At 65.5% G+C, this 19779-nt stretch carries 17 protein-coding genes and 1 pseudogene; 12 read left to right on the top strand and 6 right to left on the bottom strand.

The window, feature by feature from the left end; all coding sequences use genetic code 11:
* Positions 1-106: 106 nt before the first annotated feature.
* The 3 genes from otnC to ltnD are packed head-to-tail and all read right to left on the bottom strand — an operon-like array spanning position 107 to position 2950.
* Complete coding sequence (gene otnC, locus AC1RL5_RS02555; RefSeq protein WP_492588971.1) at positions 107-745, bottom strand: 3-oxo-tetronate 4-phosphate decarboxylase; 639 nt, start codon at positions 743-745, stop codon at positions 107-109.
* A complete protein-coding gene (otnK, locus tag AC1RL5_RS02550; protein WP_492588972.1) occupies positions 742-2034 on the bottom strand; it encodes a 3-oxo-tetronate kinase in 1293 nt (430 codons plus the stop codon). Before otnK ends, otnC begins: the two co-directional genes overlap by 4 nt.
* Before the next feature lie 10 nt (positions 2035-2044).
* A complete protein-coding gene (gene ltnD / locus AC1RL5_RS02545; RefSeq protein WP_072450172.1) occupies positions 2045-2950 on the bottom strand; it encodes an L-threonate dehydrogenase in 906 nt (301 codons plus the stop codon).
* A gap of 546 nt (positions 2951-3496) precedes the next feature.
* Between ltnD and AC1RL5_RS02540 the strand changes: the two genes are divergently transcribed.
* The 7 genes from AC1RL5_RS02540 to AC1RL5_RS02510 all read left to right on the top strand — a co-directional run bounded on the left by AC1RL5_RS02540 (position 3497) and on the right by AC1RL5_RS02510 (position 10800).
* Positions 3497-3847 (top strand): hypothetical protein, encoded by a 351-nt coding sequence (locus AC1RL5_RS02540; protein WP_011061629.1) that lies wholly within the window; start codon positions 3497-3499, stop codon positions 3845-3847.
* 410 nt (positions 3848-4257) lie between these two features.
* Complete coding sequence (locus tag AC1RL5_RS02535) at positions 4258-4548, top strand: hypothetical protein (protein WP_072450171.1); 291 nt, start codon at positions 4258-4260, stop codon at positions 4546-4548.
* A gap of 283 nt (positions 4549-4831) precedes the next feature.
* Complete coding sequence (gene mgtA / locus AC1RL5_RS02530) at positions 4832-7543, top strand: magnesium-translocating P-type ATPase (RefSeq protein WP_047287087.1); 2712 nt, start codon at positions 4832-4834, stop codon at positions 7541-7543.
* Between the two features lie 124 nt (positions 7544-7667).
* Entirely contained in the window at positions 7668-7868 is a 201-nt protein-coding gene (locus AC1RL5_RS02525) for a hypothetical protein (protein ID WP_019095481.1), read from the top strand.
* A 28-nt stretch (positions 7869-7896) separates the two neighbouring features.
* Complete coding sequence (locus tag AC1RL5_RS02520; RefSeq protein ID WP_093403492.1) at positions 7897-9600, top strand: Na/Pi cotransporter family protein; 1704 nt, start codon at positions 7897-7899, stop codon at positions 9598-9600.
* Positions 9588-9938, top strand: a complete 351-nt coding sequence (locus AC1RL5_RS02515; protein ID WP_492588973.1) for a DUF2493 domain-containing protein — start codon at positions 9588-9590, stop codon at positions 9936-9938. The genes AC1RL5_RS02520 and AC1RL5_RS02515 overlap by 13 nt, the downstream gene beginning before the upstream one ends.
* Positions 9939-10014: 76 nt before the next feature.
* A complete protein-coding gene (locus AC1RL5_RS02510; RefSeq protein ID WP_065364195.1) occupies positions 10015-10800 on the top strand; it encodes a PA4824 family protein in 786 nt (261 codons plus the stop codon).
* A gap of 101 nt (positions 10801-10901) precedes the next feature.
* Here the strand turns inward: AC1RL5_RS02510 and AC1RL5_RS02505 are convergent, their stop codons facing one another.
* The 3 genes and pseudogenes from AC1RL5_RS02505 to AC1RL5_RS02495 all read right to left on the bottom strand — a co-directional run.
* Positions 10902-12080 carry a pyridoxal phosphate-dependent aminotransferase gene (locus tag AC1RL5_RS02505; RefSeq protein ID WP_492588974.1) on the bottom strand — a complete coding sequence of 393 codons (1179 nt, stop codon included), beginning with the start codon at positions 12078-12080 and terminating at the stop codon, positions 10902-10904.
* An 84-nt stretch (positions 12081-12164) separates the two neighbouring features.
* Entirely contained in the window at positions 12165-13028 is an 864-nt protein-coding gene (locus AC1RL5_RS02500; protein ID WP_370059506.1) for a methyl-accepting chemotaxis protein, read from the bottom strand.
* Positions 13023-13790: pseudogene (locus tag AC1RL5_RS02495) on the bottom strand (MCP four helix bundle domain-containing protein); the annotation flags it as partial. The gene AC1RL5_RS02500 and the pseudogene AC1RL5_RS02495, both read right to left, overlap by 6 nt.
* A gap of 380 nt (positions 13791-14170) precedes the next feature.
* Here AC1RL5_RS02495 and hpaB point away from each other — a divergent pair.
* The 5 genes from hpaB (at position 14171) to AC1RL5_RS02470 (ending at position 19764) form a co-directional block, all read left to right on the top strand.
* A complete protein-coding gene (gene hpaB / locus AC1RL5_RS02490; protein ID WP_015635861.1) occupies positions 14171-15733 on the top strand; it encodes a 4-hydroxyphenylacetate 3-monooxygenase, oxygenase component in 1563 nt (520 codons plus the stop codon).
* Between the two features lie 141 nt (positions 15734-15874).
* Complete coding sequence (gene hpaC, locus AC1RL5_RS02485; protein ID WP_011061639.1) at positions 15875-16387, top strand: 4-hydroxyphenylacetate 3-monooxygenase, reductase component; 513 nt, start codon at positions 15875-15877, stop codon at positions 16385-16387.
* A 203-nt stretch (positions 16388-16590) separates the two neighbouring features.
* A complete protein-coding gene (locus AC1RL5_RS02480; protein ID WP_015635862.1) occupies positions 16591-17568 on the top strand; it encodes a helix-turn-helix transcriptional regulator in 978 nt (325 codons plus the stop codon).
* Positions 17569-17703: 135 nt separating this feature from the next.
* Entirely contained in the window at positions 17704-18576 is an 873-nt protein-coding gene (locus AC1RL5_RS02475) for a transporter (protein ID WP_015635863.1), read from the top strand.
* Positions 18577-18600: 24 nt separating this feature from the next.
* Positions 18601-19764: an MFS transporter gene (locus AC1RL5_RS02470; RefSeq protein ID WP_492588975.1), complete on the top strand. Its 1164-nt coding sequence runs from the start codon at positions 18601-18603 to the stop codon at positions 19762-19764.
* Positions 19765-19779: the final 15 nt, after the last annotated feature.

Below are 19779 nucleotides of genomic sequence, written 5' to 3'. Positions count from 1 at the left end.
GGGAAATCCTGTTGTTATTGTTTTTCAACGGCAAGCCGCTCCCCGCGAAAGCCTCATGAAGGCTTCCGTGGACTGGCGTGCATGAAACGCTGGCAGTGTCGCGGGCTTACCAGGTGGCGCCGAAAGCGTCCCGCAGCTCATCCAGGGCGGCCTGATCCAGAGGTGCCGGGCGCGGCTGGCTCATCAGCCACAGGCGCGCGGTTTCCTCCAGCTCTTCCAGGGCGTAGCTGGCCTTGGACACACTGCTTTCCCAGACCACCGGGCCCAGGCGTTCGAGCATCACCCCACGCACCTGGTTGGCCAGTTGCGCCACTTGCTCGGCGACCTTGGGCGAACCCGGGCGCTGGTAGCCGATCAGCGGGATATGCCCGACCTTCATCACCTGGTACGGGGTCAGCGGCGGCAGGATGTCGTCCTCGCGCCAGACCCCGGCCAGGGTCAAGGCCACCAGGTGGGTGGAATGGGTATGCACCACCCCGCCCACCCCGGGATTGCGGTCATACACCTGGCGATGCAGGGCCAGGGTCTTGGACGGTTTGTCGCCGCTCACCCACTCCCCCGCCAGGTTGACCTTGGCGATGGCTGCAGGGTCGAGCCGGCCCAGGCAGATATCGGTGGGGGTGATCAGCCAGCCATCATCGAGCCGCGCACTGATGTTGCCGGCGCTGCCCACGGTGTAGCCGCGCTGATAGAGGCTGTGGCCGACATCACAGATTTCTTCGCGCAGAGCGTTTTCCCGGCTCATGCCTGACCTCCCGCCAGTTGACCCAGGGCCTTGCTGAAAAAGTCGCGACCACCGAAGTTGCCGGACTTCAGCGCCAGGGCCAGGGGCTCGCCGCCACTGCTGACGGTGGCCGGGACCCCGGGATCGATTTGCGCGCCGATCTGCAGCAGGCGCACGTCCAGGGCCTTGACCACGGCGCCGGAGGTTTCCCCGCCAGCCACCACAAAGCGCCGTACGCCGCTGTCGCGCAGGCCCCGGGCGATCTCGCCCAGGGCATTCTCCACCAGCGCTCCGGCACGTTCGGCACCGAGCTGACGCTGCACCGCCTTGACCTCTTCCGGCGTGCTGGTGGCGTAGATCAGCACCGTGCCTTGCTGCTCCCGGGCAAAGGCCAGGGCCTGTTCCACCACCGCCTCGCCGGCCGCCAGGGCCAGCGGGTCGATGCGCCAGGCCGGGCGCTCGGCTTCCAGCCAGGCATCGACCTGGGCATTGGTGGCCAGGGAGGCACTGCCGGCCAGCACCACTTCGCCACCGCCTACCTTGGGCAGGCTTGCAGCGTCGAGGTCGCGCAGCTTGCCGGCGCGACGGAAGTTTTCCGGCAGGCCCAGGGCCAGCCCGGAACCGCCAGTGAGCAGCGGCAGGTCGGCGCAGGCGGCGCCAAGGGTATAGAGGTCGGCATCGGACAGCGCGTCGGCAATCGCCAGGGCAACACCCTGCCCGCGCAGTTCGGCGATCCTGCTGCGCACCGCCTCCACGCCCTGGGCGATGCTGTCGTAGCGCAGCAGGCCTACCGGCAGCCGGGTCTGGGATTGCAGGACCCGCACCAGGTTGGCATCGGTCATCGGCGTCAGCGGGTGATGCTGCATGCCCGATTCGCTGAGCAACTGGTCCTGGACGAACAGGTGGCCACGGAAAATGGTCCGGCCGTTCTCCGGGAACGCCGGGCAGGCCAGGGTGAAATCGCTGCCCAGGGCCTCGAGCAAGGCCTCGCTGACCTGACCGATGTTGCCCGCCGCGGTGGAATCGAAGGTCGAGCAGTATTTGAAGAAGATCTGCTCGCAGCCCTGGTCCCGCAGCCATTGCAGGGCGGCCAGGGATTCGGCCACCGCTTCGCTGGCCGCAGTGGTACGCGACTTCAGCGCGATCACCACGGCGTCGGCGTCCAGCCCGGCAGCCACTTCAGCGCTGGGAATGCCGATGCTCTGCACAGTGCGCATGCCACCGCGAACCAGCATGTTGGCCAGGTCCGTGGCCCCGGTGAAATCGTCGGCGATGCAGCCCAGCAACGGGCGTGGATTGGAAATCGTCATCACGGGTTCCTCACTCGGCATCGGGCTTGGCCACGGGCAGGTCGATGCCCGGGAAGATCTTGATCACCGCCGAGTCGTCCTCGCGGCCAAAACCGGCGCTGGAGGCCTGCATGAACATCTGGTGCGCGGTGGCCGACAGCGGCAGCGGGAATTTGCTGGCCCGGGCGGTATCCAGCACCAGCCCCAGGTCCTTGACGAAAATGTCCACCGCGGACAGCGGTGTGTAGTCGGCCTTGAGGATATGCGGAACGCGGTTCTCGAACATCCAGGAGTTGCCCGCGCTGTGGGTGATCACCTCGTACAGGGCATCGGCGTCCACCCCTTCGCGCAGCCCCAGGGCCATGGCTTCGGCGGATGCCGCGATATGCACCCCGGCCAGCAACTGGTTGATGATCTTGACCTTGGAGCCCAGGCCATGGGCATCCCCCAGGCGATAGACCTTGCCGGCCATGCCCCCAAGAATCGCCTCGGCCCTGGCGTAAGCGGTGGCCGGGCCGGAGGTCATCATGGTCATCTCGCCGGCGGCGGCCTTGGCCGCGCCACCGGAAATCGGCGCGTCCAAGTACAAAAGGCCCAGGGCCTCCAGGCGCTGGCCCAGCTCCACGGCATAGGTCGGAGCCACGGTGGCGCAGCCGATCACCAGGCTGCCGGGACGCAGTGCCGCTGCCGCCCCGCCCTCACCGAACAGCACGCTTTCGGTCTGCTCGGCGTTGACCACCACGGTGACAATCACATCGCATTCGCCGGCCAGTTGCGCCGCCGAGGCGCAAGCCACGCCGCCTTCGCTGGCGAACTGCTCGGTGACCGCAGCACGGACGTCACAGGCATGCACCTTGAAACCGCTGCGCAGCAACGACCGGGCGATGCCCAGGCCCATGGCGCCAAGACCGATGACACCGACATTGTTGTTATTCATGGGGGACTCCAGAAATAGACCAGGACTGTGCCGCGCCAGACAGGCGCCGGGCAAGAACCGGGCAGGACAGGGAAATCCGGATTGCAGGTCCGGCAAATGCAACACAGGCAGCAACAGGCGCAGCGCCAGACGGCAAGCCCGGAAGGTGCATGGCACCGTGGGCAGGTGCCGAGAGAGGCAGGAGCGAATCGATCATCATGGCCATCCTGTTGCTGTTGTTATCAGGTTGAGCGTTGGCTGTGAACGATCATCCACCAATGAACGGATTATGTGAAGAAGTTTTTCAATCTAACATTTTTTAACATCGCCTAGAGCGCCCGGCCCCGGCCAGCCGCTGGTCGGAAGCCGACGGCCGGTGCCCCGTGGGCTGCTACAACCCTTCACAGCCCTGATCTGGATCAGCATGGCCCGGGGTGACCTGGCCGAGGCTGAATGAACGAGGGCTGCTGACTGGCGGTAGCACCCTTCATCGCAACCCCGTTGACGCTCCCCCTGGCGGAGAGCTCAATGGCCTGTCTGGTTATGCTTGGATAAGGATGATTCAACATGGCAAAGATTGAGGTTTTATCAGGTGATTTCCTGCAAGGCGCCGGCGAGTACCGGCACGGCACCTTCAGGCTCAAGACGGTATTCAACAGCAACGGCGTCGAGGTCAAGGCATCGGCCTTCAAGACACTGGAGATCGCCAGCGAAAGCCCCATCACCAACAAGGACGCCCTGGGCTACGGCATTGCCGGCGCCATGCTGTTGGGCCCGGTGGGCGCCCTGGCCGGGTACCTGATGGCGGGTACGGAAAACGAAGTGACCTTCATCGGCACCCTCAAGGATGGCCGGCAGTTGATGGCGGCCACCGATAGCGCGACCTACAAGGATATCTCCCAGCACTTGCTGCACTGATAATCCTCGTCGCTATATTCAGTGCTCATGACATCCCTATCTGTCATGGGCACTTTCTTTATATGAAACTTATATATATCCGCCTCTCGCATCAGCTAATTCCCACCCTTAGCTGAACCTCACCTGAAACTTCGTAACTGATCAATGATTCAGGGCAATTTAACCTTGACTCCAGCACCCCTCCTGAGTAAATTGCGCGGGCCGGTAATTACGGCCCTTTGTTTAACTCACTAAAGAAGCCAATGGACACAGTATCTAGACGCTGTCTGGTCACTGCCGCTGCGCAGAGCCAGGCACTTAACCCTGAAAATGACGGGACTCGACTCCGCGGTCGGGTAAGCTGCGCTAGGGCTTGACGCTCCAACGTAACTTGCCTCCCCCGGAACCAGTCCGGTCGCGAGGCAAATGTTATGCACTTCACTTCCTCTGTAATGCCAGGCGTTCGCGCCTTCGCCGCCACCATGCGAGTCAAGCTGTGCCGTGAGCCCAAGGTTCTGGCGCGCTCGCCGTTTTCTCGTGCCGCCCCCGCCCCCTCGACCGCCCTGCGAGCCAATTGGCGCGTCTGCCCGATGACCGGGCAGTTGCAGCAACGCTGGAGCTTCGACGATAGCCAGGACCCGCAGAGTCGGGGCGCTGCCCTGCTCCTGCAGCAGGCCGGACTGATCTTCGGCCTGTACCTCGGGGCACGCAGCTCAGCCTGAACCAGCGGTAACTTTCCGTTGTTTGCAAACGAACTTTAAAAGTTTAAGTTCGGCGGCGTGCTAGTGCCTGTCAGTTAATAAAGTTACTGGAGAAAGTTATGGAAGAGGCCAGTAGTAGGTTCGCTGCCCATACAACTTCATTGTTTGAGCAGCGAACGTTAAAACCTGAAAAACGCCAAGATCAAAATCGATCGCTAACCTGCGGCTCGACATGTTTTCGCTCGCCTTTAATTAGTTGAGTGTTGCTGTGTCGTGCCGCAAGCAGGCGGCAGGAGCACAGACCATGACTGTAAAAACCCCAACTTCCCGCAACACCAGCGCCACCAGTGACAGCAACAAGCTGTCGATGCGTGCCGCCCGCGAAGCCCAGAACGGCCTGGCCGTCACCCTGGCCAACGTCAACTCCACCACCGCCGGCCTCACTGAACTGGATGCCGAGGGCCGCCTGCAACGGGACGGCCACAACGAGGTCGCCCACGACCGTCCGCCACACGCTCTGGTGCAGCTGCTCCAGGCTTTCAACAACCCCTTCATCTATGTGCTGATGACCCTGACCGGTATCAGTTTCTTCACCGACTTCTGGCTGCCGCTGCAGGCCGGCGAAGAAACCGATCTCACCGGGGTCATCATCGTCCTGGTGATGGTGCTGGCCAGCGGCCTGATGCGTTTCTGGCAGGAACACCGCTCGGCCAAGGCCGCCGAAGCGCTCAAGGCCATGGTACGGACCACCGCCGCCGTACTGCGCCGCGAGCAGATGGGCATGCAGGCCCGAGTGCGTGAAGTGCCGATGCGCGACCTGGTGGTGGGCGACATCATCCAGCTGTCCGCCGGTGACATGATCCCTGCCGACATCCGCCTGATCGAATCCCGCGACCTGTTCATCAGCCAGGCGGTGCTCACCGGCGAAGCCTTGCCGGTTGAAAAGTACGACACCCTGGGCGCCGTCCAGGAAAAGTCCGCCACCGCCCAGGCCGCCGATCAGCAAGACCTGCTGGACCTGCCGAACATCTGCTTCATGGGCACCAACGTGGTCAGCGGCACGGCCACCGCGGTGGTCGTGGCCACCGGCTCGCGCACCTACTTCGGTTCCCTGGCCCGCTCCATCGTCGGCTCCCGCACCCAGACCGCCTTCGACCGCGGGGTCAACAGCGTCAGCTGGCTGCTGATCCGCTTCATGCTGGTGATGGTGCCCATCGTCCTGCTGATCAACGGATTCGCCAAGGGCGACTGGGCCGAAGCCTTCATGTTCGCCCTGGCAGTGGCCGTCGGCCTGACCCCGGAAATGCTGCCGATGATCGTCAGCGCCAACCTGGCCAAGGGCGCCTCGGCCATGGCCAAGCGCAAGGTGGTGGTCAAGCGCCTCAACGCGATCCAGAACTTCGGCGCCATGGACGTGCTCTGCACCGACAAGACCGGCACCCTGACCCAGGACCGGATCATCCTCGAACATCACGTCGACATCAGCGGCAGCCGCTGCGATGAAGTGCTGCAACTGGCCTGGCTCAACAGCTACCACCAGAGCGGCATGAAGAACCTGATGGACCGCGCAGTGGTCAGCTTCGCCGAGGAGAACCCGCACTTCACCCCTCCTGCCGCCTGGCGCAAGGTGGATGAGCTGCCGTTCGACTTCGTCCGGCGGCGCCTGTCGGTCATCCTCGCCGATGCCCGCGGCCACCACCTGCTGGTGTGCAAGGGCGCGGTGGAGGAAATGCTGGAAACCGCTACTCGGGTCCGCAAGAACGGTGTCACCCAGACCATCGACGCTGCCCTGCGTGCCGAGTTGCTACAACTGGCCGAAGACTACAACCGCGACGGTTTCCGCGTGCTGCTGGTGGGCACCCGTGACATTGCCCGGGACCAGATCAAGAACCAGTACAGCGCCAGCGACGAACGTGAGCTGGTGATCGAAGGCTTCCTGACCTTCCTCGATCCGCCGAAGGAAACCGCCGGCCCGGCGATTGCCGCCCTGCGCGACAACGGCGTCACCGTGAAGGTACTGACCGGTGACAACGCCATCGTCACCGCGAAGATCTGCCGCGAGGTCGGCCTGGAAGTCGGCGAGCCGCTGCTGGGTCGTGACATCGAGCGCATGGACGACGAAGTGCTGGGGCGCCTGGTGGAAGAGCGCACGGTATTTGCCAAGCTCACCCCGCTGCAGAAGTCCCGGGTGCTCAAGGCATTGCAGGCCAACGGCCACACCGTGGGCTTTCTCGGCGACGGCATCAACGACGCTCCGGCGCTGCGCGATGCCGACGTCGGCATCTCGGTGGACAGCGGCACCGACATCGCCAAGGAATCGGCGGACATCATCCTCCTGGAAAAGAGCCTGATGGTGCTGGAGGAAGGGGTGATCAAGGGTCGCGAGACCTTCGGCAACATCATGAAGTACCTGAACATGACCGCCAGTTCCAACTTCGGCAACGTGTTCTCGGTGCTGGTGGCCAGTGCCTTCATTCCGTTCCTGCCGATGCTGGCGATCCACCTGCTGCTGCAGAACCTGATGTACGACTTCTCCCAGCTGGCCCTGCCGTGGGACAAGATGGACAAGGAATACCTGAGCAAGCCACGCAAGTGGGACGCCAAGAACATTGGGCGCTTCATGCTGTGGATCGGGCCGACCTCGTCAATCTTCGACATCACCACCTTTGCCCTGATGTGGTACGTGTTCGCCGCCAACAGCGTGGAAATGGCCGCCCTGTTCCAGTCCGGCTGGTTCATCGAAGGCCTGCTCTCCCAGACCCTGGTGGTGCACATGCTGCGCACCCGCAAGATCCCGTTCATCCAGAGCACCGCGGCACTGCCGGTCATGCTCGCCACGGGCCTGGTGATGGCACTGGGTATCTATGTGCCCTTCTCGCCTCTGGGCAGCATGGTCGGCCTGGTGCCGCTGCCGTGGGAATACTTCCCTTGGCTGGTGGGTACCCTGCTCAGCTACTGCGTGGTCGCCCAGACCATGAAGACCCTGTACATCCGCCGCTTCAAGCAGTGGTTCTAAGGGCCTGAGCCCGGTGCGGCCGCCCCACGGCGGTCGCACCAGATACAGCAAACCAACGATGCCACCGTCGGCGCGGCCAGCGCCCTGTCGACGGCGACGCTGTTCGCCCGAAAGGAGCATCGCCATGTTTTTCAAACCTTTTTCGCTGTTGCAACGCGGCCTGAAGGCCTTGCTGGTCTGCGGCCTGTGCGCCTGCGCCAGGCTGCTCGCCCGCCTGAGCATCCGCCTCTATGTGCGGGGCCTGCTGAGCGCCGTTGAAATGCGTTTCCTGCTGGGGTTCAGCGCCGCCATCACCCGCGCCTCGCTGCGCCTGGCGATTGCCTGAAACCTGTCACAGTCCCGGGAGAATACTCATGTCGGGCACTACTCTTCTGATCAACCTGGCCGGCGCCATCGCGCTGTTGCTGTGGGGCTCGCAGATGATCTGCGGCTCACTCCTGCGGGGCTTCGGCAGCCCGCTGCGGCACTGGCTCGGGCAACACCTGAACAACCGCTGGCTGGCGCTGCTGTGCGGCGTCGGCATCACCGGCGTGGTGCAAAGCAGCACTGCGGTGAGCCTGATGGCCAGCTCCTTCACCGCCGCCGGTACCCTGGGCCTGGCCCCGGCGCTGGCGGTGATGCTGGGGGCCAATATCGGCTCGACCCTGGTGGTCCAGCTGCTCAGCCTCGACCTCTCGCTGGCGGCACCTGTGGCATTGCTGGCGGGCTTCCTGTGCTTTCGCCTGCGGGACGATTCGCGCTTTGAAAGCATCGGCTGCGCACTGATCGGCCTGGGCCTGATGCTGCTGGCCCTGGGCATGCTCGGCGCGACCCTGGGGGCGGTGGAAGGCACCCCGGTGTTCCAACTGGTGATGACCAGCCTCGACGGCGACCTGCTGCTGGCCCTGCTGGTGGCGCTGCTGCTGACCTGGATGTGCCACTCCAGCGTTGCCGTGGTGCTGCTGATCGCCTCGCTGGCCGGCACTGGGCTGCTGTCGCCGGCCACCAGCATGGCCCTGGTGCTGGGGGTCAACCTCGGCAGCACCCTGCCCTCGCTGCTCAGCGCCAGCGGCAACGTGGCCCGGCGCCTGCCCCTGGGCAACCTGCTGGTGCGCCTGTCGGGAGCGGCGCTGCTGATGCCCTGGATCGCCACCCTGGGCCAGTGGCACGTCATCGAGCAACTGCCTCCGGCACTGCTGGTGGTGGCCCTGCACACCGCCTTCAGTCTGGTGCTGGCGCTGCTGTTCATCGGTTTCACCGGGCCAATGGCCAGGCTGCTGACCCGGCTGCTGCCGGCCCCGGCCGCGGTGACCGACCCGGGCATGCCGCTGTACCTGGACGAAGCCGGCCTGGAAGTGGCCAATATCGGCCTGTCCAACGCCGCCCGCGAAGCCTTGCGCATGGCCGACATGCTCTCGGGCATGCTCGACCGGGTGCTGCAGCTGTTTCGCACCGCCAACCAGGCCAATGCCGATCAGGTGCGCCATATCGATCAGTCCCTGGACCTGCTCAGCGCGGCGATCCGCGCCTACCTGGCGGATATCGGCAAGGAAGGCATCAGCGACCAGGATGCCGACCGCTCCCAGGAAATCCTGCTGCTGGTGATCAACCTGGAACATGCCGGGGACATTCTTGCCACCAGCCTGGCGCACCTGGCCGCGCGGCGCTTGCGCCGTGGCGAGCCGTTTTCCGAGTTCGAGCTGAGCACCCTGTACCCGCTGCACCAGGAACTGCTGGACAGCCTGAGCCTGGCCATCACCGTGTTCCTGCGCGAAGACCTGCCCACCGCCCACCAACTGGTGGCGCGCAAGGAAAACGTGCGGCGCCTGGAAGCCGCCGCCAGCCGCGAGCACTTTCGCAAGTTGCGCGAAGACCGTGGCGCCTGGGCCGAATCCGGGGACATTTTCCAGCGCTTGCTGCGCGACTACCGGCGGGTTCACCACCACATCGCCGCCCTGGCCTACCCGGCCCTGGAGCGCGCCGGTGAACGGGACATCGAGCACGCTTACCTCAACGAACCGCTGCCCGGCGAGACCAGCATCAGCCCGGTAAAGGAGAACAGCCCATGCGCGTCCTGATCTGCGCCGGCCGCTACTACGCCGACGACCGCCGGTGCCGCCAGGTCCTCGACGCCTTTCAGCGCCTGCATGAAACCCGCGTGGTGATTCATGGCGGCAGCCAGTTCCTCGGCGCCCATATCGAGGACTGGGCCCGGGACATCAGCGCCGACATCGTCCGCTACCCGCCCAACTGGCAACGCCATGGCAAGCACGCCGAACGCCTGCGCAACGCCTTCATGCTGGCCGACAGCCGCCCCGACATCGTCCTCGCCCTGCCCGGTGGGGAAGACACCGAAGAACTGCTGGCCCAGGCCCGGGCCCGGCAGATCCAGGTTCTGTCGATGGCCGACCAGTAAGCCTCCCAAGCCGCCACCCTCTGCACCGGCCCGCACGCCAGATGCACCGGTGCCCCAACCCAGAACGAGATCCGCCATGTCCAAGCACACCCCACATCGCCCCTCGCGTTCCAGCGCCTTTGGCCACCCTCTGCCTGCCGCGAAAAGCCGCATGCTCAAGCGCAACCTGCTGTTCCTCGCCCTCACCGCCAGCGCGACCGCCACCCTGGCCCTGTGCTCCAAGGCCCAGGCCGCCGGCGGCGCCTACGTGGTGGATGACGGCGCCATCAACGCTCCCGGGGAATGCAATGTCGATGTCTGGTACCAGAGCACCCGCCACCAGGGCTCCAGCCACACCAGCGTGGTGGCCCCGGCCTGCACCTTCAGCCAACTGCCCTGGGTGCAACTGGGGGCCGCGGTGCAGCGCCAGCAGGCCGACGGCCAGGGCGAGACCCAGCTCAGCCCCCAGGTCAAGCTGGCCCTGCTGGACCGTGAAGACCTGGGCCTGCAACTGGCCCTGGCCGGCTCCGCCCACTGGGCCCTGAACCGCAGCCACAGCTTCGACGGTGGCGACCTCGCCCTGCCACTGACCTTCAGCCCTGTTGCCAGCCTGCGCCTGAACCTGAATGCCGGCTGGGCCCACGCCTATGACGACGGCGACCAGAGCCACCGCTGGGCCTGGGGCAGCGGGCTGGAGTACGACCTGGCCCAGAGCCTGACCCTGATTGCCGAGCGCTACGGCCAACGCGGCGGCGAACAGGGCTGGCAGGCCGGCCCGCGCCTGCACCTGGGCCAGCACCTGGACCTGGACCTGATCGTTGGCCAGCACCTGACCGAAGACCGCGATCGCTGGCTGACCACCGGCGCGACCCTGCGCTTCTAACCCCCCGAAAGCGCCCCACCTCTATAGGAGCTGACTTGCCAGCGAAGGCATCGGCAAGGGCGATGGAAGACTCAAGGGCCTCTTCGCCGGCAAGCCGGTTCCTACAGGGCCAGGAGTTGCGCGGTGCACTGGGCGATGCGGCGGCAGGCTTCGGCCAGCCGTTCGCGGTCCAGCACCAGGGCAATGCGGATGTGCCCGACCACGCTGGGGCCGAAGGCTTCGCCCGCCAGCACCGAAACCCCATAACCCTCCAGCAGTCGCTCGGCGAACACCTGGGCGCCCAGCCCGGTGCGACGTACGTCGACCATGACGAACATGCCGCCATCGGGCAGCACTGGCCGCAAGCCCGGGCACTGCCCGAGCAGCGTGCACACCAGGTCGCGGCGCTGGCGGTACTCCTCGCGCATCCGTGGCAGTTCCGGCAGTTCGCGGGTCAGCGCCACCACTGCCGCATTCTGGATGAAGTCCGGCAGGCCATAGAGCATGCACAGGGCCAGATTGCTCAGGTGCCCGGCCAGCACCGGCGGAGCGATCACCCAGCCCACCCGCCAGCCGCTCATGGCATGGGACTTGGACAGGCTGTTGATGGTGGCGGTGCGCCCGCCCATTCGCGGCAGACCGCCCGGACTCAGGTGCTGGCCTTCGTACAGCAGGTCGCCGTAGACCTCGTCGGAAACCAGCCACAGGTCATGCTCCATGCACAACCGCGCCAGGACCTGCCAGTCATCCAGGGACAGGCTGGCCCCGGAGGGGTTGTTGGGGCTGTTGATGAGCATGGCCCGGGTCCGCGGGCTGATGCGCACCGCCACTTCCTGCGGGTCCAGGCGAAAGCCCTGTTCGGCCCGTACCGGCACCGGCACCACGGTGGCGCCACAGGCACCGAACACCCCTTCGTAGGTGACGTACATGGGCTCGGCCACCAGCACCTCGTCCCCAGGGCCCAGCAGGCACTGGGCCACCGAGAACACCGCACACTGCGCCCCCGGCAGCACCACCACGTGCTCGGCATCGACGATCTGCCCGGTGCGCTGGTGGTGGCAACGGGCGATGCAACTGCGCAACGCCAAGTTGCCGCGCACATCCGAATAGTGGGTGTCACCGGCCAGCAGGCTGTCGATGGCCGCCTGGACCACCGGCCGGGGGGTGTCGAAATCCGGATCGCCGATGGTCAGCAACAGTACATCGCGCCCCTGCTCGCGCAAGGCCAAAGCTCGGTAATGGATATCCCAGGCGGCGGAACCTTCTCCGGCAATCCGTTGGGTCAGGGCTGAATAGCGCATCGCTTTCTCCATGAAAGATGCTTCAGCCAGAACCCTAGGTGCTGGCGCGGCACTCGTCGAGCGAGCGCCAGCGCCGTTGGACGCTTAGATCACAAAACGCGCCACCAGAGCGTTCAGGTCCACCGCCAGGCGCGACAGCTCATGGCTGGCGGCGCTGGTCTGGTTGGCCCCGGCCGCCGACTGGGTGGCCAGGTCGCGGATGTTCACCAGGTTGCGGTCCACCTCGCGGGACACCTGCGCCTGCTCTTCGGAGGCGCTGGCGATCACCAGGTTGCGCTCGTTGATCTGGTTGATGGATTCGGCAATCTGCTCCAGGGCCACGCCCGCGGCACGGGCCAGTTCCAGGGTGCTCTGGGTACGCTGGTTGCTCTGCTGCATCGACTCCACGGCGTCGCCCGTGCCGTTCTGGATGCCAGCCACCATCTTCTCGATTTCCTGGGTCGACTGGGCGGTGCGATGGGCCAGGGCCCGCACCTCGTCGGCCACCACCGCAAAGCCGCGCCCGGCCTCACCGGCACGAGCCGCCTCGATGGCCGCGTTGAGGGCCAGCAGGTTGGTCTGCTCGGCGATGGCACGGATCACGTCCAGCACCTTGCCGATATCCCGGCCCTGGGTCGCCAGGCCTTCGATCATCACCGAGGTGCTCTGCACGTCGTGGGTCATGGTCTGGATCGCGTCCACGGTTTCCACCACCCGGTCGCGACCTTCGCGAGCGGCCTGGGTCGACTGCCGGGAAGCCTCGGAAGTGGACACCGCGTTGCGCGCCACCTCCTCCACCGCGGCGGTCATTTCGTTGACCGCGGTGGCCGCCTGTTCGATCTCGTTGTTCTGCTGCTGCAAGCCGCGGGAAGCCTCTTCAGTGACCGCGCTGAGTTCTTCCGAGGCCGAGGCCAGCTGGGTCGCCGAGCCGGCGATCTGCTCGATGGTGCGGCGCAGGCTGGCCTGCATCTCGGCCAGGGCCTGCAGCAGCCGCGCCGGCTCGTCCTTGCCATCGACCTCGATGGCCTGGCGCAGGTTGCCGCCGGCGATCACCTGCGCGGCATTGAGGGCCTTGTTCAGGGGGGTGACGATGCTGCGGGTGAGCAACAGCGCCAGAACAATGGTCAGCAGCGCGGCAAGCACAGCCACCGCCACAATCCCGGCGATGGCGCTGCTGTAGTGCTCGCCGGCAGCCTTGGAAGCGCTCCTGGCGTCGGCGGCATTGATCGCGATCAGTTGGTTCAACTGCTCGCCCATCTGGTCTGTGCCTTCCTTGATCCGCGAATTGATCAGGCTGCGCATTTCATCCAGCTTGTTCTGGCGCGACAGTTCGAGCATCTCGTTCTGCGCCTGCAGGTAGTTGTCCAGGGTCGTAGCGAAGTTCTTGTACAGCGCCGCCTCCTGCGGCCCCGCCGGCAAGGCCGCATAGCTGGCCTGGGCCTTCCTGGCGTTGTCCACCAGCACGCCGATGCGCGTCTGGGCTTCGGCCAGGCCTGCCGGCTCGCGGTTTACCAGCACACGGAAGGAAAGAATCCGCAGGCGCAGCACGTTCTCGGTGAGGTTGCCGAGAAAGCCGACACTGGGCAGCTGGTTGCTTTCCATGTCCACCGAGGCTTCGCGGATCACCGCCATGCGATTGACCGCAAACACCCCCAGCACCACGACCAGCAAGGCAATGAAGGCAAAACCGAGGAAAGCACGAGGGGCGATATTCAGGTTACGCAAGGACATAGGACGACTCTCGAGGGAGAACGGGCGACGGGCATCCATGCCGTTGAGCCGTCGGCGCATCAGGGGCTGTGCCGACGTGGGGCGCCGCGCTGTTGGAAGTCCGCGGGCCTGTCAGAGATATCGGCCGAACTTGAGCTTTCATATGGCTGATTGTTAAAAATATTTCTGAATGTGACCGGTGTATCACTGCTGATACAACACAACGCGAAGTGAATCGATAAAGCGCTACAGCGTCGCCCCTCAGCCACCGTTTTCGACCCTGGCTCCGGGCACCCGCCTCCCTATGAAAAGTGCAATTCATTCGCCGGAAAAGCCATTTAGTCCAATCCCGCGGCTGCCCATCATGGCCCCAGTCAATAAAAACAACGCTGAGACTGGATATGAAACCTGAAGACTTTCGTGCCGCAACCGACCGCCCGCTGACCGGTGCCGAATACCTGGCCAGCCTGCGCGACGACCGTGAAATCTACATCTATGGCGACCGGGTCAAGGACGTCACCACCCACCCGGCCTTCCGCAACTCCGCGGCCTCCATGGCCCGCCTGTACGACGCCCTGCACGACCCGGCCACCAAGGAGCAACTGTGCTGGGACACCGACACCGGCAACGGCGGCTACACCCACAAGTTCTTCCGTTCGGCGAAAAGCCCCGATGAACTGCGCCAGCAGCGCGACGCCATCGCCGACTGGTCGCGCCTGACCTATGGCTGGATGGGCCGCAGCCCCGACTACAAGGCCGCCTTCGGCAGCGCCCTGGGGGCCAACCCGGAGTTCTACGGGCGCTTCGCAGACAACGCCCGCACCTGGTACAAGCGCATCCAGGAAGCCTGCCTCTACCTCAACCACGCCATCGTCAACCCACCCATCGACCGCGACAAACCGGTGGATCAGGTCAAGGACGTGTTCATCTCGGTGGACGAGGAAGTCGAAGGCGGGATCATCGTCAGCGGCGCCAAGGTGGTGGCCACCAACTCGGCCCTGACCCACTACAACTTCGTCGGCCAGGGCTCGGCCCAGTTGCTGGGGGACAACACCGACTTCGCCCTGATGTTCATCGCACCGATGAACACCCGGGGCATGAAGCTGATCTGCCGCCCCTCCTATGAACTGCAGGCCGGCATGACCGGCTCGCCTTTCGACTACCCGCTGTCGAGCCGCTTCGACGAGAACGACGCGATCCTGATCATGGACAAGGTGTTCATCCCCTGGGAAAACGTGCTGATCTACCGCGACTTCGAGCGCTGCCGCCAGTGGTTCCCCCAGGGCGGTTTTGGCCGGCTGTTCCCGATGCAGGGCTGCACCCGGCTGGCGGTCAAGCTCGATTTCATCACTGGCCTGCTGGTCAAGGCCCTGCAATGCACCGGCTCCCTGGAGTTTCGCGGGGTCCAGGCGCAAGTTGGCGAAGTGGTGGCCTGGCGCAACCTGTTCTGGTCCCTGACCGACGCCATGCATGGCAACGCCAGTGAATGGATGAACGGCGTCTACCTGCCCAGTACCCAGGCGCTGCAGGCTTACCGGGTGCTGGCGCCCCAGGCCTACACCGACATCAAGAAGATCATCGAGCAGGTGGTGGCCAGCGGCCTGATCTACCTGCCCTCCGGCTCCCGCGACCTCAAGGACCCGGTGCTCAACCAGTACCTCGGCACCTACTGCCGGGGCTCCGGGGGCATGGGCCACGAGGAGCGGATCAAGATCCTCAAGCTGCTGTGGGACGCCATCGGCACCGAATTCGGCGGCCGCCACGAGTTGTACGAGATCAACTACGCCGGCAGCCAGGACGAGATCCGCATGCAGTGCCTGCGCCACGCCCAGGCCAGCGGCTCGATGAAAGCCATGACCGACCTGGTGGACAAGTGCCTGGGGGACTACGACCTCGACGGCTGGACCGTGCCGCACCTGAGCAACCCGGATGACATCAACATGCTGGACCGCATCCGCCAATAGCCTACGCCACATGCAGGAGCGGGCTTGTGCAGGCGCTGGCTTGCCAGCGAAAACGCCCGCCAGAACGCCACCAGGCCCAGGCCCCTTCGTCGGCAAGCCGGCTCCTGCAGCGCAATGCCCTGCGTCCACGAGGAATTCGTCATGTCTGTACTCGATCCCAAGCAACTCGCCTTTCGCAACGCCATGGCGCACATGACCGCAGCGGTCAACGTCATCACCAGCAACGGCCCCGCCGGCCGCTGCGGCATCACCGCCACGGCGGTCTGCTCGGTCACCGACAGCCCGCCGACCCTGATGGTCTGCGTCAACCGCAACAGCGCCCTGAACCCGGTGTTCAAGGGCAACGGGCGGTTGTGCGTCAACGTCCTCAGCGGCGAACACGAAGAAGTGGCCCGGCACTTTGCCGGCATGACCGGCGTGGCCATGGACCAGCGCTTCGGCCTGCACCCCTGGCGCGACGGCCTGCAGGCCCTGCCGGTGCTGGAGGGCGCCCTGGCCAGCCTGCAGGGGCGCATCACCGAGGTCCAGGAAATCGGCACACACTCGGTAATGCTGGTGGAACTGGATGAAATCGGCGTGCTGGAGCACGGCGACTCACTGGTGTACTTCAGCCGTTGCTTCCATCGCCTGGCCCACCCTTGCCGGGCGGCCTGAACCCTTCCCTCCTGGCCGTCATTTCCCGCGCCTGGATGCCCGCCGGCATCCGGGCCAAGGGCCACCTCCTGCATCTGTAGGATGGCGCGGCTCTTCCAAGCCATCGATACTCGAACCAGGCCCTGCCCACGTCCCCTGACGTACCGGTCCCAAACCCCTTCCGTGACGAAAACAATAACAACGTCGCACAGAGGTACAGACCCATGAACCACCCCGAGCGTGCCCCGGCCAGCCTGTTGCAGGCCTTCAGCGAACTGACCCTTGAACTGCAGCAACTGGCGCAGAACAGGGACATCGAAAACCTGCACCAGCATGCACTGGCGCGCATCAGCAGGCTCCTGCCCTTCGACAGCGCCTGGTGGGGCCGTGCCGCACTGGTGGATGGCCTGCCGGATGAACACAGCTGCTACCTGTACCGCTTGCCACCGAGCTACCTGCCGGACTGGCAATCGATCCGCCACATCGATGTCACGGTGAGCCGGGTCCACGAGGTGCCGGGCCGGGCGGTGATCGTCGACATGGCCGATCCGGACAACGGCCCCGGCCTCAACTGGCTGGGCCGCCAGTACAACATCGGCGAACTGCTGTGCGTGGTGCACATCGACCCACACACCCACCTGAACAATCACCTGGCGCTGTACCGCGCCCCGGGAGCGCCGCGCTTCAACCAGGGCGACTGCCACCTGCTGAACAACCTGATGCTGCACCTGGTGGCCGCAGTGTCGGCCAACCAGATCCGCACCCTGGTGGCCATGCGCGAGAAACTCACCGGCCCGCGCAACCTGGCCCTGGCCGTGTGCGACCAGCGCGGCGTGCTGCAATGCGCCGAACGCGGCTTCGTCGACCTGCTGCTGCATGAATGGCCGCAGTGGAGCGGCCCGCAACTGCCCATGGCGCTGGACCCCGTCGGCTTCGAAGGCAAGTCCCTGCAGGTGGAATCCTCGGCGGTAGGCGACCTCTGCCTCCTGGCGGCCCGCAGCCGCAACCTGCTGCCCCGGCTCAGCCCACGGGAAAATGCCGTCGCCCAGTGCTTCGGCGAAGGCAAGACCTACAAGGAAGTGGCCCGGGACCTGGGCATGTCGCCCAACACCGTGCGCCATCACATTCGGGCCATCTACAGCAAGCTCGGGGTCAAGGACAAGGCCCGCATCGCCCAGTTGCTGCATGCCCCTCCCGGCTGATTCCGCCCCCTGACCACCCTTGATCAGTGCCGTCGAATGTGACGGCCACGGGCAGCCTTTGCCCTTTTTCCAGCCCCTGCCGTGTGCCGGCGAGCCGTTCGCCGAACAACAACTCCAACAAGAGACGCACCGCCCATGACCACGCCCGTGCCCCGCATCACCCTGGCCCTGACGGCTACCCTGGCCAGCCTTTCACTGAACGCCGCCGACCTCAATGCCCGGGACTTCTTCGCCGCCCCAGCGGGCACCAGCCTGGGCGTGCTGTACCTGCCCGCCACCCGCGCCGGTGATTTCCACGGCCCGGCCGACAGCACGGGCAAGGCCGAGCTGCGAGTCAATGCCATGGCCTACCGCCAAGTGTTCTTCAGCGACCTGTGCGGCACCCTCTGTACCCCGCAGTTCATCGTGCCCTTCGCCGATATCGACGCGCGCCTGCCCGGCGCCGAACGCCACACCGGCGAAAGCGGCTTTGGCGACCCCCAGGTGGGCGGCACGCTGTTCTTCATCAACCAGCCGCAAACCCGCACCTACAGCGGCCTGCTGACCCTGATCACGCTGCCCGTGGGCGAGTACCACGGGCGCAACCCCGACGTCTCCCCCGGGGCCAACCGCTGGGGCGCGACCTTTGTCTACAACTACACCCAGGGCCTGGGGGAAAAGTGGGTGCTGGAGGCCAACCTGGAAGCCCAGCTCTATGGCACCAACGACGACTACTTCGGCAGCGACCTCAAGCAGGACCCGCTCTACCGCCTGCAGGCCTTCGCCTCTTACGACTTCACCCCCGCCACCTATGGTGCCCTGCGCCTGATCCACGCCGATGGCGGCGAACTGCGGATCAACGACCGGCGCATCGACGACACCCACAAGCGCTACACCCAGGTCGGGTTCGAGCTCGGCCACTGGCTGGACAAGCAGAACCAGCTGATGTTCGGCCTGTCGCAGAACGTCGCCACCCAGAACGGCTTTGCCGGCACCGACGCCCTGCTGCGCCTGGTCCATGTGTTCTGACCCCCTTGCCTTAGGAGCCTGTCCATGAACACCCAGAACCCCGCCTTGAGCCAGAACCCGCCGATCACCCGCCAGCCCCTCGGGCTCCAGGCGGCCATCGTGCTGTTCGCCGCCATCACCCCCGCGGTGCTGCTGACGGCCCCGGCCATTGCCGCGCAACTGGCCAGCCAGTGGCAACTGAGCCCGACCCAGATCGGCGACCTGTTTTCCGCCGAGCTGGGGGCCATGAGCCTGGCCACGCTGCCCGCCATCTGGTGGCTGAAACACATCGACTGGCGCCGCGCGGCGCTGTGCAGCGCCCTGCTGTTCATCCTCGCCAACCTGCTGTCGATGCTCGCCAACGACTATTCCCTGCTGCTGATCGCACGCTCGTGCAGTGCCCTGGCCGGCGGCTCGCTGATGATCATCTGCCTGGCCAGCGCCGCCGCCAGCCCCAACCCCAGTCGCGCCTACGGCTTCTGGGTGATGGGCCAGCTGGTGCTGGGGGCCATCGGCCTGAGCCTGCTGCCCATGCTCTTCGAGCGCTTCGGCCTGGGTGCCTGTTACCTGATCATGGCGCTGCTGATGCTGCTGTGCCTGCCCCTGGCTCGCAGCTTTCCAGCGGGCGCGGCGAAGGCCGCCAGCCATGAAGCCAAGGCCCCGCCGGTTTCCAGGGCCAAGGCCACCCTGGGGATTCTCGGCATCCTGACCTTCTACATCAGCCTCAGCGGGGTCTGGACCTTCATCGGCGCCATCGGTGGCCAGTCCGGCCTTTCGGCACAGACCAGCGGCGACGTGCTGGCCATCGCCACCCTGATGGGCATTGCTGGCGCCCTGTGCGCCACCCTGTTCGGCGATCGCCTGCCCCGTAGCGCCCTGCTCCTGCTGGGCTACGGCCTGATGGCCGGCTCGGTGCTGCTGCTTCTGGGCCAGCCGCAACTGGCGCGCTTTGCCCTGGCGGCGCTGGTGTTCAAGTTCACCTGGACCTTCATCCTGCCGCTGATCCTCGCGCGCATGGCCGAAATGGATCGCAGCGGCCGCCTGATGAACGCCTCCAACCTGGTGATCAGCGCCGGCCTGGCCATAGGCCCGACCATCGCCGGGCGGCTGATCGAAGGCAGCGGCGGCTTCCACGAGCTGCTGCTGGCGGGCGCCGCAATCACCCTGCTGTCCATGGCCCTGGTACTCAGTTGCCGGCCTGCACGCTAACGCTCTCGGTGCCCT

The organism is Pseudomonas sp. GW822-FHT06D10, from assembly GCF_058799535.1.
Note: the sequence above shows the minus strand (reverse complement) of the source record. Positions and strands in the feature narration are given on the sequence as shown.